General features: G+C 38.3%; 14 protein-coding genes. 7 read left to right on the top strand and 7 right to left on the bottom strand.

All coding sequences use genetic code 11. The annotated features are described in order from the left end of the window. The first annotated feature begins 103 nt into the window (after positions 1-103). Positions 104-1429 (top strand): CitMHS family transporter, encoded by a 1326-nt coding sequence (locus MKX29_RS10990; RefSeq protein WP_224936721.1) that lies wholly within the window; start codon positions 104-106, stop codon positions 1427-1429. 60 nt (positions 1430-1489) lie between these two features. On the opposite strand, the gene MKX29_RS10985 is transcribed toward MKX29_RS10990, so the two are convergent. Continuing rightward, positions 1490-2089, bottom strand: a complete 600-nt coding sequence (locus MKX29_RS10985; protein WP_341105494.1) for a hypothetical protein — start codon at positions 2087-2089, stop codon at positions 1490-1492. A 321-nt stretch (positions 2090-2410) separates the two neighbouring features. Between MKX29_RS10985 and MKX29_RS10980 the strand changes: the two genes are divergently transcribed. The 3 genes from MKX29_RS10980 to MKX29_RS10970 all read left to right on the top strand — a co-directional run bounded on the left by MKX29_RS10980 (position 2411) and on the right by MKX29_RS10970 (position 3839). Next, on the top strand, positions 2411-2824 hold the full coding sequence (locus tag MKX29_RS10980; protein WP_224936723.1) for a VOC family protein: 414 nt from the start codon (positions 2411-2413) through the stop codon (positions 2822-2824). Positions 2825-2845: 21 nt separating this feature from the next. Beyond that, positions 2846-3211 (top strand): hypothetical protein, encoded by a 366-nt coding sequence (locus tag MKX29_RS10975; RefSeq protein ID WP_341105491.1) that lies wholly within the window; start codon positions 2846-2848, stop codon positions 3209-3211. Between the two features lie 427 nt (positions 3212-3638). Beyond that, positions 3639-3839 carry a hypothetical protein gene (locus MKX29_RS10970; RefSeq protein ID WP_341105489.1) on the top strand — a complete coding sequence of 67 codons (201 nt, stop codon included), beginning with the start codon at positions 3639-3641 and terminating at the stop codon, positions 3837-3839. 2 nt (positions 3840-3841) lie between these two features. Here the strand turns inward: MKX29_RS10970 and MKX29_RS10965 are convergent, their stop codons facing one another. The 4 genes from MKX29_RS10965 to MKX29_RS10950 all read right to left on the bottom strand — a co-directional run bounded on the left by MKX29_RS10965 (position 3842) and on the right by MKX29_RS10950 (position 6758). Further along, entirely contained in the window at positions 3842-4777 is a 936-nt protein-coding gene (locus MKX29_RS10965) for a hypothetical protein (protein ID WP_341105488.1), read from the bottom strand. A gap of 58 nt (positions 4778-4835) precedes the next feature. Then, positions 4836-5153, bottom strand: coding sequence for a DUF3784 domain-containing protein (locus MKX29_RS10960; RefSeq protein WP_341105484.1), 318 nt, complete (start codon positions 5151-5153; stop codon positions 4836-4838). Between the two features lie 177 nt (positions 5154-5330). Then, on the bottom strand, positions 5331-5723 hold the full coding sequence (locus MKX29_RS10955) for a hypothetical protein (protein WP_341105482.1): 393 nt from the start codon (positions 5721-5723) through the stop codon (positions 5331-5333). 384 nt (positions 5724-6107) lie between these two features. Continuing rightward, positions 6108-6758: a hypothetical protein gene (locus MKX29_RS10950; protein ID WP_341105480.1), complete on the bottom strand. Its 651-nt coding sequence runs from the start codon at positions 6756-6758 to the stop codon at positions 6108-6110. A 304-nt stretch (positions 6759-7062) separates the two neighbouring features. Between MKX29_RS10950 and MKX29_RS10945 the strand changes: the two genes are divergently transcribed. After that, a complete protein-coding gene (locus tag MKX29_RS10945; protein WP_251162292.1) occupies positions 7063-7890 on the top strand; it encodes a DUF817 domain-containing protein in 828 nt (275 codons plus the stop codon). Between the two features lie 340 nt (positions 7891-8230). Here the strand turns inward: MKX29_RS10945 and MKX29_RS10940 are convergent, their stop codons facing one another. Together MKX29_RS10940 and MKX29_RS10935 are read right to left on the bottom strand one after the other, a co-directional pair. Continuing rightward, positions 8231-9511 carry an efflux RND transporter periplasmic adaptor subunit gene (locus MKX29_RS10940; RefSeq protein ID WP_341105478.1) on the bottom strand — a complete coding sequence of 427 codons (1281 nt, stop codon included), beginning with the start codon at positions 9509-9511 and terminating at the stop codon, positions 8231-8233. A 14-nt stretch (positions 9512-9525) separates the two neighbouring features. Then, positions 9526-10188, bottom strand: coding sequence for a hypothetical protein (locus MKX29_RS10935; protein ID WP_341105476.1), 663 nt, complete (start codon positions 10186-10188; stop codon positions 9526-9528). Between the two features lie 316 nt (positions 10189-10504). Between MKX29_RS10935 and MKX29_RS10930 the strand changes: the two genes are divergently transcribed. Then, positions 10505-12136, top strand: a complete 1632-nt coding sequence (locus tag MKX29_RS10930) for an SWIM zinc finger family protein (protein ID WP_341105474.1) — start codon at positions 10505-10507, stop codon at positions 12134-12136. After that, positions 12129-14957, top strand: coding sequence for a DEAD/DEAH box helicase (locus MKX29_RS10925; protein ID WP_341105472.1), 2829 nt, complete (start codon positions 12129-12131; stop codon positions 14955-14957). Before MKX29_RS10930 ends, MKX29_RS10925 begins: the two co-directional genes overlap by 8 nt. Positions 14958-14961: the final 4 nt, after the last annotated feature.

The raw sequence follows: 14961 nt of genomic DNA, 5'->3' as shown, positions 1-14961 counted from the left end.
TATTCTTTCTTTTTTCTCCTCGTGTTATTTTCATACTAATCTTATTTTTATGATATTTGAAAACGCATTCATCAATGAATGAACGAAGAGGGGAAGGAAAAAATTGAGTTTGAGTTTAATAGGTATTATTACAATTATAATTATTGTCGCTTTACTGATTAGTGGAAAAGTCAGTCCGATTGTTGCGATGGTGATTCCACCAATTATCGGCGCTATGCTTGCAGGATATAGTTTTGCTGAGGTTGGGGGATTTTTTGAAAGCGGTATAAGTTCTGTTATTAACGTCGCAGTCATGTTTATGTTTGCTATTATTTTCTTTGGTATATTACAAGATGTTGGCCTATTTGATCCGTTAATTAATAAGCTTGTTTCCTTTTCAAATGGAAATATTATCGCTGTAACGGTCGGTACTGTATTGGTAGCAACAGTTGCTCACTTAGATGGCTCTGGTGCATCAACATTTTTATTAACCATTCCTGCACTATTACCTCTGTACAAACGATTAAAAATGAATCCTTACCTATTACTTCTGTTAATTGCGGGAAGTGCAGGGATTGTCAATATGATTCCTTGGGCCGGCCCTTTGGGAAGAACAGCGTCGGTATTAGAAATGGATGTAACGGAGCTTTGGCAACCGCTTATTCCTATCCAACTTATTGGATTTGTATTAATACTCTCATTGGCCGTTTATATGGGTATAAGGGAGAAGAAACGTATTACAAAAATGTATGGTTCCTTAGAAGCAGCTGCTGCGATTGAAGTTGCTGAAGACTTCCATGATCAAGAAGCAGAAAAGGCAGCAGCAAATCACCTCGCTAGACCCAAGCTAATTTGGGTGAATGCAATCTTAGCCCTGCTCGTCTTAGGGGTTCTCGTATCAGGTATTATCCCTGCAGGACTGGCCTTTTTAATTGGTGTTAGTATCATCTTACCTATTAACTTTAGAACAGTCGATGAGCAAATGGCGAGAGTTAAAGCTCATGCACCAGGAGCAATGACAATGGCATCCATTATCATCGCAGCAGGTCTATTTTTAGGTGTCCTCAATGGAACCGGTATGTTAACAGCTATCGCTGAGGATGCAGCTAGTATTTTACCTGCCTTTATTGGCCCATTTGTCCATATTATCGTTGGAATACTTGGTGTTCCTTTTGATCTAGTGTTGAGTACTGATGCGTATTACTTTGCTTTATTACCAGTAGTTGATCAAATTGCATCCACATACGGAGTCGCTTCTTTATCAACGGCTTATGCTATGATTATTGGTAATATTGTTGGTACCTTTGTCAGTCCACTTGCTCCAGCTGTTTGGCTTGCCCTAGGTCTTGCTGGTCTTGAGATGGGCAAACATTTACGCTATTCTCTCTTCTGGCTTTGGGGACTAAGTATTGTGCTCGTTCTGACTGCTGTAGTCATTGGTGTGATATAAATATGATTCGTTCGCTACTAATCTACAAGTTCTACTTGTTTGTTGGTAGCGATTTTCTAATTAAATGACTAAGCTTTGATCTGTTTTCAATGCATCCAACCATTTTATCGTCAACAGTTTTGGAAATGGACATTGATGAAACTGGACAAATTTATCGCATTTATAACGAATCTGAGCTTGTTGAATCTCATATACTCGCGCTGTGGTCATTTCTCCATAAACCTCTTTTCTGTTATTATTCGTGATTCTCGCTTTTACGCTACTTATCTTTTCCTTTCTTCTTTTTTTAGTCTGGATTTCTGCTTTTACGCTACTTATCTTCTCCTCTCTTCTTTTATTAGTCGCGATTCTCGCTTTTGTACTACTTATCTTTCCCTCTCTTCTTTTTTTAGTCGCGATTCTCGCTTTTGCGCTACTTATCTTTCCCTCTCTTCTTTTTTTAGTCGTGATTCTCGCTTTTGTGCTACTTATCTTTTCCTTTCTTCTTTTTTTAGTCTGGATTTCTGCTTTTACGCTACTTATCTTTCCCTCTCTTCTTTTTTTAGTCGTGATTCTCGCTTTTGTGCTACTTATCTTTCCCTCTCTCCTTTTATTAGTCGCGATTCTCAATTTTGCGCTACTTATCTCTCCCTCTCTTCTTTTTTTAGTCGCGATTCTCACTTTTGCGCTACTTATCTCTCCCTCTCTTCTTTTTTAGTCGTGATTCTCGCTTTTGCGCTACTTATCTTCTCCTTTCTTCTTTTTTTAGTCGTGATTCTCGCTTTTGCGCTACTTATCTTAGAAAAAAACGATGTTTAGACGATATTATATTATTTTCTATTTGAAAGAGTCCGAGGGTGAAATGATAGTAAAAATCACTTTCACATCTAATAATTCTTTTTTTCAATTCCATTTATCATCTATCTTTTATTGTTTCTTTTATCCATTTTTAGTACAATTAAGAAAAATCTTACTATTAATCTAGCAGAGGACGTGATGTGCATGAAACCTCAAATCACTGTGATTACACTAGGAGTCGATGATTTAGAGAAGGCTGTTTATTTTTATCATCATGGTCTTGGATTTCCGACAGATGGAATTGCTGGTACAGAATATGAACATGGTGCTGTCGCTTTCTTTGACTTACAATCAGGTTTGAAAATGGCATTGTGGAAACGGGAGGATTTGGCTCATGATGCTCAAATTCAGCAGGGGCCAGCTAGTGCCACGGAATGTTCACTTGGTCACAATGTGAATAGTAAGGAAGAAGTAAATACAATCATGCAGCGTGCAAAAGAAGCAGGTGCGACGATTACAAAGGAAGCGCATGAGACTTTTTGGGGCGGATATGCTGGATATTTTCAAGATCCGGATGGACATCTTTGGGAAGTTGTATGGAATCCAGCTTGGTCTTAATTCATATTGAGGGATGAAGAAATGAAATGGATAACTGTATTAAATAGTCTGACACTCATATTATTCACCGTTCTTTTCTTTGCTGATTATTTTCCTAAAAGTATAGTAGCAGAGACAATACCTCAAGGCATCTTACTCCTTTTGTTAATTGGCATCCTAATTGGGAAGGGGTATCTTGACAAACATGCCTACAGTCTGAAAGATCAAATCATTTCCTTTCTTTATATGATCTTTTTAATGAGTCTATTCACTTTTCTAGGGGGGAAATCTCAAATTGGCTTTTCTTTTGATGGTTATCTCTTCTGGTTTTCAAGCATCATCGCCTTCATCAATATATATAAAGAGTGGAAAGAGATGAAACAGGAGGAGGTTATAACAGCTAACTAGAAACGCCATGCTTATTTGTGCCGTTTTTGTTCTTCCTTCTTTTCGAATTTGATCACAGCTTGTCCAATTGTTACTAATAGCAACAATATAACCCCTACACCTATGACTATATAGAGAATCGTAAACCCATTACTTATTGTTGTATCTGGCACTAGACCTGTATTCACACTGGAAGGAATGAGACTGACAAATGCATAAAAAAAGAATCAATCCAATTCCACCCTCTTGTTTGTGATAAAACATCGTACCAGAAAGAAGAATAAATAGCAGTGTGAATTGCTCGATACACTGCCGAAAGCAGTCGACCAATTGTAATAACTAAGGAAATCATCCACTCTTGCCCTTTCTTCTATTGATTTCCTTATTTGTTTGTATCAACATTCAGTTTTATACTCTTTACCTATTAGTCATAAGGAGTGAAATACAGATGAAAGAAAAATTCAAAATTGCTATCATCTTAATAATGGTTGCCTCACTTGTTTCCTCTTTTGTACTCTTCTTTATCGGATATTACTTTGTCGGTTTTTTTGTTGGAGGGTTATTCATATGCATCGCTAGTATTGTGGGTCAATATGCGAACCAAACAAGTGCAATATATGTGCAAAAACACAATAGAAGAGACCTATAACGTTATCTCTCAAATATTTGCATACGCTTTTTCTCTATTTCCTGTAGTTTATTCTGCATGACATCTTTTTCACCTCTAATTTGATGAAGCACTGCCTGCACTTTTCTTTTTGTTTTCTCTGTCTCGTCATAGCTATCATTAATCTTTCCATGAACGACCCAATCAACAATAATACCATCGAAGAAATAATCAGCAAAGGTTAACAGATTACCGATCTCATGTTGAGAGGAAAAATGATTGTCTATATCCAAAAGCTCTTCTTGGAACTGTCTTAACAACCGTTGTGCAATATGAATCGCTGATTTCGCTTGATCTAAATGGCTATGCTTCATCGCAGTAGAAAGGGCTCCTCCACCGAACATATCAAAAGTGGACCAACTTTTTGACGAAGAGAGTGAATCTAAAGCTTGATCAAATGCTCTTACGGTCCTGCTACCAACTTCAATCGCTTCTTCAAATTCCTTTAAATTCGCGTGCACTTCCGCTTCTTCATTTGCCAAATCAAATAATCGCTTACTTCCCATCTCATCATGAGAATGAATCATTCGCTCTTTTTCTTTTAATAATGACTTATATTGCACATCTGCATCGGCTACTTCTTGCCACTTCCCTTTATATTCAATAAGCTCTGCATTCATATCATCAATCGCTTCAATCGCTTCAGTATATTTCAATTTGGCCGCTAACACCTCTTGTTGTTCTTTATCTAACTTCTCGAGCTTCTGCCCTGTAATCGTATAGAAAATGTTTGTTAAACTAAATCCTTCTAGCTTTTTCACATCTTCTTTTTCTTTTTCTAACTGAATTTGTAATTGTTCCTTCTTCAGGCCCTCTTCTCGTAAGTGGTCTGTCAGACGTTCTATATGCATTTCGTATTTTTGTTTCTTTCTTTGATTATCCTTCGTTATAGCTAAACGCTCATTAATATTTTGAAACATTGCCATCCCCCTTGGAAAGGTTCTAATGATATCTTTACGTTTTAAATGGAATAAAGTTTCATTTTTTAAAACGATCTCCTGTGTTTGCATAAATGATGGTAAAAAGAAGAATGGCTACAAATAGAACCATACCTAGTATATAGAGCCAAGTTAATTTCAATAGATCACTTAATGCCCATAATAGGATGCTTAAACAGATACCATAGATCACCTTGCTCATGAATTTACACAAAGCAACCCGATTGTATTTAGCTTTCTCACTATCCGACATTGTATTAAAACCCGCAATTAACCATGCACCTTTTCCTTTTGATAGAACAATAGCGAAAATAAGGAATGGGATAAGGATGATGATATAAATGATGAAACTTGTCATCATTGACTCTCCTTTTTATTTTTAGTATAAATCTTCAGTCAAAAGTTAACTAATTACTGATTTAATGAAAAAGAGAAAGGATTAAACGATCGACGAACGGCACTCATTTTATTAGATGGGTGCCTCTCGACGAGCTGAATTCACCTGAAGTTCATTTAACTATGGGAATTTCTCTTATTACATCAATCTCGTAAAAACAACCATTGTCCCAGGAATTGCGATAATCATTGTACTGAAAAGGACAATTAATACTTGGTTCGCGCTCAATTGCCACATACCTAAAGACCCTTGTCCAGTAATTAAGAATAATATCAAAATAACAACAAACAAAATAAAATAATTCGCAGTCATTGCCTTACCAATAATTGCTTTCGCTCGTTCATCCCTAGGAAAAATCTGCGGAGATAAATATGCAAAGAAAAGTTGACTCACACCCAATGCCAAGATCATGACAGAATCAACAAACTCCCCTCGAATAAAATCTTCATAAGAGAAATAAATACCTAAAGTAGTTAATAACACACCTAAACTTAAGTACAGATAACGATTTTCTTTCGCCTTACCTACCACCTGCGCCACTTCCTTTCAAAACAAAACAATCTAGATAATCTTGTATTTGTTTAGCCATATTAAATGTTAAGTTTACTTTACAATATTTGATTATGCAGAGCAAGGTACAATTGATCGTTTTGTGTACTACATACACCGTTATAATGAAATCTCGGTGAGCACAGAACCCCTATTTTTGCGGGAATGGAATGAATTAAATGGATGAAGATATTGTGAGTGGTTTTATCGTGCCGGTCGCTTCACCTCAGTGAACCTGGGCTTACTTTAGGCTAGGAGTTTTGGCAGATAACCTTCCTTTTCTCATGTGATTTACTGCTTTCACGCAAAAGAACAAATGTATCTATTGATGTATTGCGCGTATTTTGGTTTTTCACGCAATTGTGCTCAGACCTCCTTTCGCTTTTGCGCGTATTCGAGCTTTTCGCGCAATTCCGCTCGGGCTTCCTTCCACTTTTGCGCGCATTTTGATTTTGCGCGCAATTCTGCTCGGACACCCTTTCGCTTTTGCGCGTATTCGGGCTTTTCGCGCAATTCTGCTCGGGCTTCCTTCCGCTTTTGCGCGTATTTTGGTTTTGCGCGCAATTCTGCTCGGATTTCCTTTCGCTTTTGCGCGCATTTTGGTTTTGCGCGCAATTCTGCTCGAATTTCCTTTCGCTTTTGCGCGTATTCGAGTTTTTCGCGCAATTCTGCTCGGGCTTCCTTCCACTTTTGCGCGCATTTTGGTTTTGCGCGCAATTCTGCCCGGACTTCCTTCCGCTTTTGCGCGTATTTTGGTTTTGCGCGCAATTCTGCTCGGATTTCCTTTCGCTTTTGCGCGTATTTGAGCTTTTCGCGCAATTCTGCTCGGACACCTTTTCGCTTTTGCGCGTATTTGAGCTTTTCGCGCAATTCTGCTCGGACACCTTTTCGCTTTTGCGCGTATTTGAGCTTTTCGCGCAATTCTGCTCGGACACCCTTCCGCTTTTGCGCGTATTTGAGCTTTTCGCGCAATTCTGCTTGCCAATCGATTATGTTTTGCGCGCAAGTCGGATTCACGCTCAAAAGGTCTTGGAGATGGCTAATGAAGTTGTAGTTATATAAATATTCGACCTAACACCTAACTTTATTTACACATTCTTAAGTAATTGAAGATGGTGACTTGATAGCTTGACTTTCGACTTTAATAGATTTTGTCTTTCTTGATGTGATTTAGTAGAACCTTTCATTATCAGATACGCTGTTGAAACTAATTAAGTACGAAGCAAAAGAATAATTATTTTTCTTATTTCATTATTTTTTTATTGAAAAACAATAAATAACCTGTTAAAGTAACATTAACAAAATTCGGAGGTATCCATTCATGTTTTTTTCCATACAACAGCTCGTACGATTTGGTTGGTCACAGGCGTTATCTTGTATTTTTCCAGTTGTTATTTTTGCATCATTGGCAATTACGCAGATCATCCCCCTCCCTCTCTTACCAAGATACGATTGGCTCCTGCTCATTTGTATAGTGACTCAGTGGTTAATGATTCGTTCTGGACTTGAAACGAAAGATGAGTTGAAAGTCATCACTCTTTTTCATATCATTGGGTTGGCATTGGAGATCTTCAAAGTACATATGGGGTCATGGGCTTATCCAGAGGAAGCTTACTCGAAGGTTTTCGGGGTTCCCTTGTATAGTGGCTTTATGTATGCAAGTGTGGCGAGTTATTTATGTCAGGCTTGGCGAAGACTAGATGTTAAATTAATCAAATGGCCACCTTTTATATTGTCAGTGCCACTCGCTACAGCTATCTATTTAAACTTTTTCACTCATCATTTCTGGATTGATATACGTTGGTGGTTAGGCGCGGCTGTAATAGTTGTATTCTTCAGGACTTCGGTAGCGTATAAAGTTGGTCAAAAGTTTTACCATATGCCACTGGCCCTCTCGTTTGTACTCATCGGCTTCTTTATTTGGATTGCTGAAAATATTGCCACTTACTTTGGGGCGTGGCAATATCCAAACCAAACAGAAGCATGGAGTTTGGTTCATTTAGGAAAAGTAAGTTCATGGCTCTTACTTGTTATCGTGAGTTTTCTGATTGTCGCGACTTTGAAAAGAGTGAAGGAAAAGCAACCTACCATCCGATTAAAAGTGGATGATTATGAATCCCTTCACTCTAACAGATTAGGAGAAAACTAAAAATAGTTGCTCACACTTGTTAATCATTTTGTTTTCACTTGTGTGGGCATTCCCTGTTTGCCCACACTTCCTGCTCATTTTGTACCCTCTTGTGTGGGCATTCCCAATTTGCCATACTTTTTGCTCATTTTCTACCCTCTCGTGTGGCCATTACCTATTCGTCATACTTACTGCTAATTTCGACTCATATTGTGTGCTCACTCCCATTCCCCTTGATCAGTCTACCCGCTTGGCTTTATCTCTCTTTACCTCTTGACTTATTTTATTTTGCCAACCTCCCTTTTTAGAACCCGCTGGTACCACGAAAAAGCACGAACAAAAAATTGCTCGTGCCTCCAATTTATCTAGATAAAAATCCTTTAGAGATTGTTTTAAAGATCTCCATACCTGACATAGCCCCGTAGCTGGCCTTTGTGTTTTTGGTTGGCGAGAGTGGTGTAATGAACGGGTGGTTAGATTTCATTAGTAGTGGACGGTCGAGTACAATTAGTTCTCCTGCTTCTACTCCCTTTTGTACCTCTACTGTATGGTCGAGTTTCATCCCGGTATCCAACTGTCTTCGTTCGACATAACCTCCAGCACCAAGGATATAACTCACTTGTTTTTTATCTGTGTGTTTAATCGTTTTTACCGGAACAGTCGTTGCTCCCTGTACTTCATTGGTAACGATTTTTACGTTGACATGCTGGCCAAAAACGCTTGTTCCATCTTCTGGCTCGGTTAATTGTACCGTATACAAGTAGCTATTCTCCTTGCCAATCTCTGGTGTTTCTTCTGGATATACGGAAACGGTATCAATAGTCCCTTCTAATTGTTTATTACTATTTTCATAAGTAATCAGGACCTTCATGCCCGGTAAGATTTGTTGCACTTCATCCTCTGTTAATTCCCCTTCGATTTTTTGCTCGTTAGAGATGATTGTGAGAATGGGATTTTCAAGCGTATGCTTCAATTCCTTTACCGTTCCTGAAATCATGCTTTCTGCAGTGAGTTCTATCATGCTTGAGTCAGCTGCGGTTAACATTTCTTCGTATTTCTCGATTTCGCTTTCCAACTTACTTTTATCCAATTCTTTATTCTCTATATCGCGAGCGATCGATTGTTGTATATACGCTGTGCTATCAAATGGCTCTACTTGTACAATAATTGAATCATCATTTGGGGTCTGCAATTGCTGACTCTGACTCGTTCCTGTTGACGAAGCTGGCATTGTGTTCGATGTGGCAAGTAACTGTTCCATCTGAGAAATATGCTGATCTAAACTCGCCACTTCCTGATTGAGACGATCGATTTCCATTTGAAAAGCACTCTTTGTTTCATTAATATTTTGTGGGGAATATTCAAGTACGGCTGTGCCTGGTTCTACTGCCTGACCTTTCTCCACAAGAAAGCCCTGAAAACTTCCTTTATCTTGATCGTGGTAGAAAATCTGCTCTTCCTTTGGCATAAACATACCAGCAACAGGTAGCGTTTCTATTAAATCCTGTTCGTTGGCAACGGTCCATTTTGAAATATAGTTTACGCGGTTAATCTCTTTTTCACTTGTAAATATAAGTGTGATATTCAAAGCAATGAACAACGTAATCACTGCTGCTATCAAAAGCTTCCATTTCAGCTTCATGAGAGAACCCCTTCTTAAATAATATTTTCGAATTTAATGTATGAAAGTAAGGATGATATAACGGCAACAAATAAATAAAAACCTATTAAAGTCCAAATAATAAAACGTGGGGACCGCTCAGATAAGTGGCGATAATACTTATATGTAAGAATGATAGCCCATACTTTGAATAACGTAATATTGGCTAGTAAGAATATAATGAGCTCAATCGAAGTAAACGTTTGGGCGATAATTCCTAGTGAAAATATATTCGATTCAGCACTGATTCCTAAAAACAAATGTACTGGAATGAAAACTAATTTTTCTATTAAAAATATCATCGTAATAATCAGTTGCACAAATAGTAATTTACGATAATCTACTTCTAATATGGTCCAAAAAAAGAGTGAAGGGATAAAGATAGCTAATAATATCCAGATGAGTCCCCATGTTACCTGTCCCGCAGCAAAAAGAGTTTGATAGGCTTCATATCCACTCCTCGTTAAATCTGGCAATGATCTTGAAACATACTCACTACCTATACCGAAAAAAGCTGAAATGCCTGCAATAATGATACTCGCTAAAGTAAGCCAAACAACCGGTTTCCATAAACCGACAACTTCCTCCTCTTTTCCCAATTGATATGCGACAAATTGCGGCTGTTTCAATCCACGGAAAAGAGGTACTCGTTCACTCATACTATGTCCCCCAAGCCAAAAATTTCTAGTCTATTTATATTGTAACTGAAAAATCATATATTTGAATAGTTTAAAGGTACCATTAAGGCACGAAAAACCCTTTTATGTCAAGGTTCGACACGATTCGTCATCTATCGTTCTTTTTACATAAATAGACCGATTAAGAAATGGATATTTTCGTTTGTATTAAAGGGTATTTTTTTACGAAAGCCATTCTTTCCATAATCCTGCGGGCGGCTTCAACCTTTGCCTAGAAAATGGTATAATGGAGGAATGCTAAAAAGGTACAAAAATTGATGTGAATGGAGTGAAGGCTATGGATAATGGGATTCCTGAGCGTTTTTTAGAGCCGTTAGAGGATATGGCACGCAAAGTGAAGGAAGAGCTAGACGCACACGCAGCTACTGATCAAGCACTTGTGCAAAAAGGGTTAATTCTATACCGTCAAGGGCTCGTGAAGCAGATTCGCTATGAGTCACACTCCATCACAGCAGCTGTATTAGATGTAAACCGAGTCCAAGTGTCCCTTAATATAGAAGATTATCACATAAGTCGTTGTTCTTGTCCTGCAGAAGGTACTTGTAGACATATGATGGCGGTATTCTTTTATTTGTTAGCGAAAAATAACAGTGTTTCTAATTGGATAGAGAGTTGGCGTGCCCCCATTAAGGAACGGAAGACCTTAGCTGACCTTGGCTTGAAGCGCGCACGTGACCTTATGCAAACGAATCCAACAAAACAACCTGATTATGATAATTGGATTCGTACCTTTACAGAGAATTTCCAGCAAATTATGTATCAATCTGGACAATATCCAAAGCCATACGTCGTTTCTGATTTATTTTATATATATTTACGAAAAATAAATGCCTATGCCCCTATAAAAAAAGAATGGAAATTGCTATACCAATTAATTGGTAGCATGCATACATTTCTGCTACTCGAACGATTTGCTAATGAATGTAAACATAGTGAAAAGGAGATAGAACGCCATTATCTCCACCTTTTTCAAGACTTAATGGAAGAGTCCTCTGTCATGATGGAAAGACTTTCCCAGCAAACAGTCCCATTTGCCTTTGATCCATTTATCGAACGGTTAAGAAATGAAGCAACAGCCTTAATAGACCATCGTTCTGAGATTGTTCAATTTGAAAGAATTCAACTATACCGTAGACTTTGGACACAATTTTTCAAACAAAAGAGTTGGCGTGAAGAAGAGTTAGAGAAACTACGTACACTGTATGAAACTGATGCCTCGCTATCATGTACTATCGGCATGGTTCATTTACATTTTTTACTACATGATGATCAAAAAGTGTTTCAATTGATCGATGAGGGCGATTATGATTATACACCTTATTTCTTTTATTGGATATATCAACTAAATGCTCAAAAAGAATGGAAACGTGCAGAACAATATATCGAAACACTTCTTCCTTATGCAATTAAATATTTAGAGGAAGAAGATGATTTTCATAAATGCTCAGACCTCGTAAAAATGGTTTTAGAGGTCATTACACCTTATTGCCAACAAACAAAACGGAATGACTTATACGAAAAAGTTTTAACTGAAACTTTACCTTATAGCTTTTATTATTACGATGATTTCTTATATGAATATGAACAATGGGAGAAATGGGTGGATCTCCAAGCACTGCTCAGCATCCGACTCACTGACATTTCACAAGAGCGGCTAGAGCGTCTTGAAAAAGCAGAGCCCACATTGCTACTTCCCTTATACCATCAAGCAATCCAACACGATATCCATTTAAAAAGTCGTGAGCAATACCGTCAAGCAGTGAAGAAAATGCAAAAACTTCGTTCACTTTATGAAAAATTATCATTGGCTAGTGAATGGGAACAATTCCTAGAGGAGCTGTTAGAAAGTACAAAACGACTACGTGCTTTTCAGGAAGAATGTAAAAGAGGGAAACTAATTCATGCTTAAAACGAGGATGATCTCCATACAAATAAATATGATTAAAGCGGATGCCTTTTTCATTTTCGCTAAAGATGATAAGGAAAGAACGATACCTCCTGTTGACTGGAAGCCCATGCTTTTTTACTCTCATCGCGAAAGCTTCTTTGGTACGATGATTAATGAAAAAACTATCGAGGGTATCAGTGGCTTTCTTTTAGATAGTTGGGAGATTGTTACATTATTTTCTAACGAGCAGTTTAATCGTTTTATTCATTGGAAATGGGATGAAACAGCAGAGATTCTACTAGCTGCTGCTCCTATCCTCAAAGATTGCATCGATGAGCGTCAATGGATGCCCGATTTTGATGCTTGGGAAAGTGACCACTTTCGCTGGGCATTGCCAGCTGACGTCATTAATGAATTTCACCCTGATTTTTGGGAACAGTCATTGTTAGGTGAACCAATCAAACCGATGATTCAGCAGCTTTTCCATCATGCCCTTGACCATTATTTACAAAAAAACAAGCAGGCGAAAGCGGCGTTCGGAGAGAAGCTACTTGCTTTACGCAACGAGCATCTCTCTGCAAGAGCATTAGCTGCGTATTTTGATGAAGAAAAGTGGCAGGAATGGATAGGGATAAAAGAAATTCTTACACCATTTTCACTCGGGATTAAACTTGAGGAGCCAACAGAAGATGACCTCACATGGTCCCTTTCGGTATTTTTAAGAGGAAAAGAAAATCCAGATCTCTTTGTTGATTACAAAGATGAAGGGAATTATCCTCCTGGTTGGCTCGATTATGAGAGGGAAGTAGACAAGGAAATAATCCGTATTCTCGAGATGTTTCCATGGTTAGAAGGAAAGAAACAACAATTGACCACTCAACTTACAGAGGAAGAAGCATGGTTATTCTTAACTGAAGCGAGTGAGACCTTACTTGCTCTTGACGTTGAAATCCTTCTTCCTTCTTGGTGGCAAGCAATGAAAAAGGCAAGCATGAATGTAAAGGCAAAGGTTAAAGCATCAAGCAGTCACAGGCCATCCTTTGTTGGATTGCAGGCTATGCTTGATTATGATTGGCGCTTCTCAATGAATGGTGTCGAACTATCTGAAGAAGAATTTCGGCAAATGGTTGAAGAAAAACGTCGCCTTGTATATATTCGCGGCCGATGGATTAAGCTTGATCCCCATTTCGTAAAACATATTCAAAGTTTAATGAAGAAAGCCGAGCAAGAAGGACTTCATGTCCGGGATTTAATCGAACAAGAATTGCTTGGTGGGGAAAATGATGAAGATCAAGCACAAAGCCAGCGGGCATTCGCCAAAGTACAAATAGAATTAAATCGTCAATGGAGGAAAATGGTTAATCAACTACGGAATATTCATGATATCCCCATTGAACCTATTCCAGCTGGATTGGCTGGCGACTTACGGCCCTATCAAAAACTCGGCATGAGCTGGTTATTATTTTTACGTTCGTTTAAATTTGGTGCCATCCTTGCTGATGATATGGGACTTGGAAAAACGATCCAATTAATTTCATATATACTGGCTGTAAAAGAGCAAGAGGACGGAAATCATACACAACCTGCCCTTATTGTCTGTCCTACTTCTGTTTTAGGAAATTGGCAAAAGGAATTTGAAAAGTTTGCTCCTGATTTAAATGTTTATCTTCATTACGGTTCTTATCGGGCCAAAGGGAAAGTATTAGAAAAAGCAGTGAAGGAAGCAGATGTTGTGCTTACTTCGTATGGGTTAACTCACTTAGATATTGATAGCCTAAAGGAAATCGAATGGAGTTCTGTAAGTATTGATGAAGCACAGAATATTAAAAATGCCCAAACAAAGCAATCGCAAGCCGTCAGGCAATTACAGGGAACGCATCATATCGCCTTAACAGGAACACCCATGGAGAACCGTCTCTCTGAGCTTTGGTCCATTTTTGACTTTACCAACCATGGTTACCTTGGTAGTCTAGGTGCTTTTCATAAACGCTTTGTTCTTCCGATTGAAAAAGACCAGGATGAGGAAAAAGTTAAACAACTGCAAGCATATATTCGTCCCTTCCTTTTACGCAGAACGAAGAAAGATGAAGAAGTGGCGTTAAATCTGCCCGACAAGCTCGAACAGAAGGAATATTGTCCACTCACTTCAGAACAGGCTGCTCTTTATGAGCAATTAGTGCAAGATACATTTGCACAGATTGAAAAGCTAACTGGTTTTGAAAGAAAGGGACTTATCTTACAGTTACTTAGTCGCCTAAAGCAATTATGTAATCACCCAGCTCTCTATTTAAAGGAAAAAGTCGAAAATCATGCATTAATTTCCCGCTCTTCAAAATTAGAGAAACTTGATGAATTAATTGCTGCTGTCCACGAGCAAGGAGAAAGCTGCTTAGTGTTTACGCAATACATCGAGATGGGGCACATGATTCAACAACTGCTTGAGAAGAAATATGGCTTTGAAGTCCCTTTTTTGAATGGCAGTGTGCCTAAAGGGAATCGTGATATCATGATTGAACGTTTCCAAAACAAGGAGTTCCCGGTCTTTCTTTTATCATTAAAAGCTGGTGGAACGGGGCTAAACCTTACCGCTGCAAACCACGTCATTCATTATGACCGCTGGTGGAATCCTGCTGTTGAAAATCAAGCGACTGACCGCGCTTATCGAATTGGGCAGAAACGATTTGTCCATGTCCATAAGTTAATATGCACAGGAACATTAGAAGAAAAAATTGACCGCATGCTTGATCAGAAGCAATCACTTAATGAACAAATTATTCAAAGTGAAGCCTGGTTAACAGAATTATCTACAGATGAGTTACGCGATTTGATCTTGCTTTCATAGTGTG

The sequence above is a fragment of the Cytobacillus sp. FSL R7-0696 genome, from assembly GCF_038006865.1.
Taxonomy (GTDB): Bacteria; Bacillota; Bacilli; order Bacillales; family Cytobacillaceae; genus Cytobacillus; species Cytobacillus kochii.
Note: the sequence above shows the minus strand (reverse complement) of the source record. Positions and strands in the feature narration are given on the sequence as shown.

Excerpts from the sequence above, each read along its gene's own strand:
- MKX29_RS10980 (WP_224936723.1), top strand. The coding sequence starts at position 2,411 with ATGAAACCTCAAATCACTGTGATTACACTAGGAGTCGATGATTTAGAG.
- MKX29_RS10975 (WP_341105491.1), top strand. The coding sequence starts at position 2,846 with ATGAAATGGATAACTGTATTAAATAGTCTGACACTCATATTATTCACC.
- MKX29_RS10970 (WP_341105489.1), top strand. The coding sequence starts at position 3,639 with ATGAAAGAAAAATTCAAAATTGCTATCATCTTAATAATGGTTGCCTCA.
- MKX29_RS10965 (WP_341105488.1), bottom strand. The coding sequence starts at position 4,777 with ATGTTTCAAAATATTAATGAGCGTTTAGCTATAACGAAGGATAATCAA.
- MKX29_RS10960 (WP_341105484.1), bottom strand. The coding sequence starts at position 5,153 with ATGACAAGTTTCATCATTTATATCATCATCCTTATCCCATTCCTTATT.
- MKX29_RS10945 (WP_251162292.1), top strand. The coding sequence starts at position 7,063 with ATGTTTTTTTCCATACAACAGCTCGTACGATTTGGTTGGTCACAGGCG.
- MKX29_RS10940 (WP_341105478.1), bottom strand. The coding sequence starts at position 9,511 with ATGAAGCTGAAATGGAAGCTTTTGATAGCAGCAGTGATTACGTTGTTC.
- MKX29_RS10935 (WP_341105476.1), bottom strand. The coding sequence starts at position 10,188 with ATGAGTGAACGAGTACCTCTTTTCCGTGGATTGAAACAGCCGCAATTT.
- MKX29_RS10930 (WP_341105474.1), top strand. The coding sequence starts at position 10,505 with ATGGATAATGGGATTCCTGAGCGTTTTTTAGAGCCGTTAGAGGATATG.
- MKX29_RS10925 (WP_341105472.1), top strand. The coding sequence starts at position 12,129 with ATGCTTAAAACGAGGATGATCTCCATACAAATAAATATGATTAAAGCG.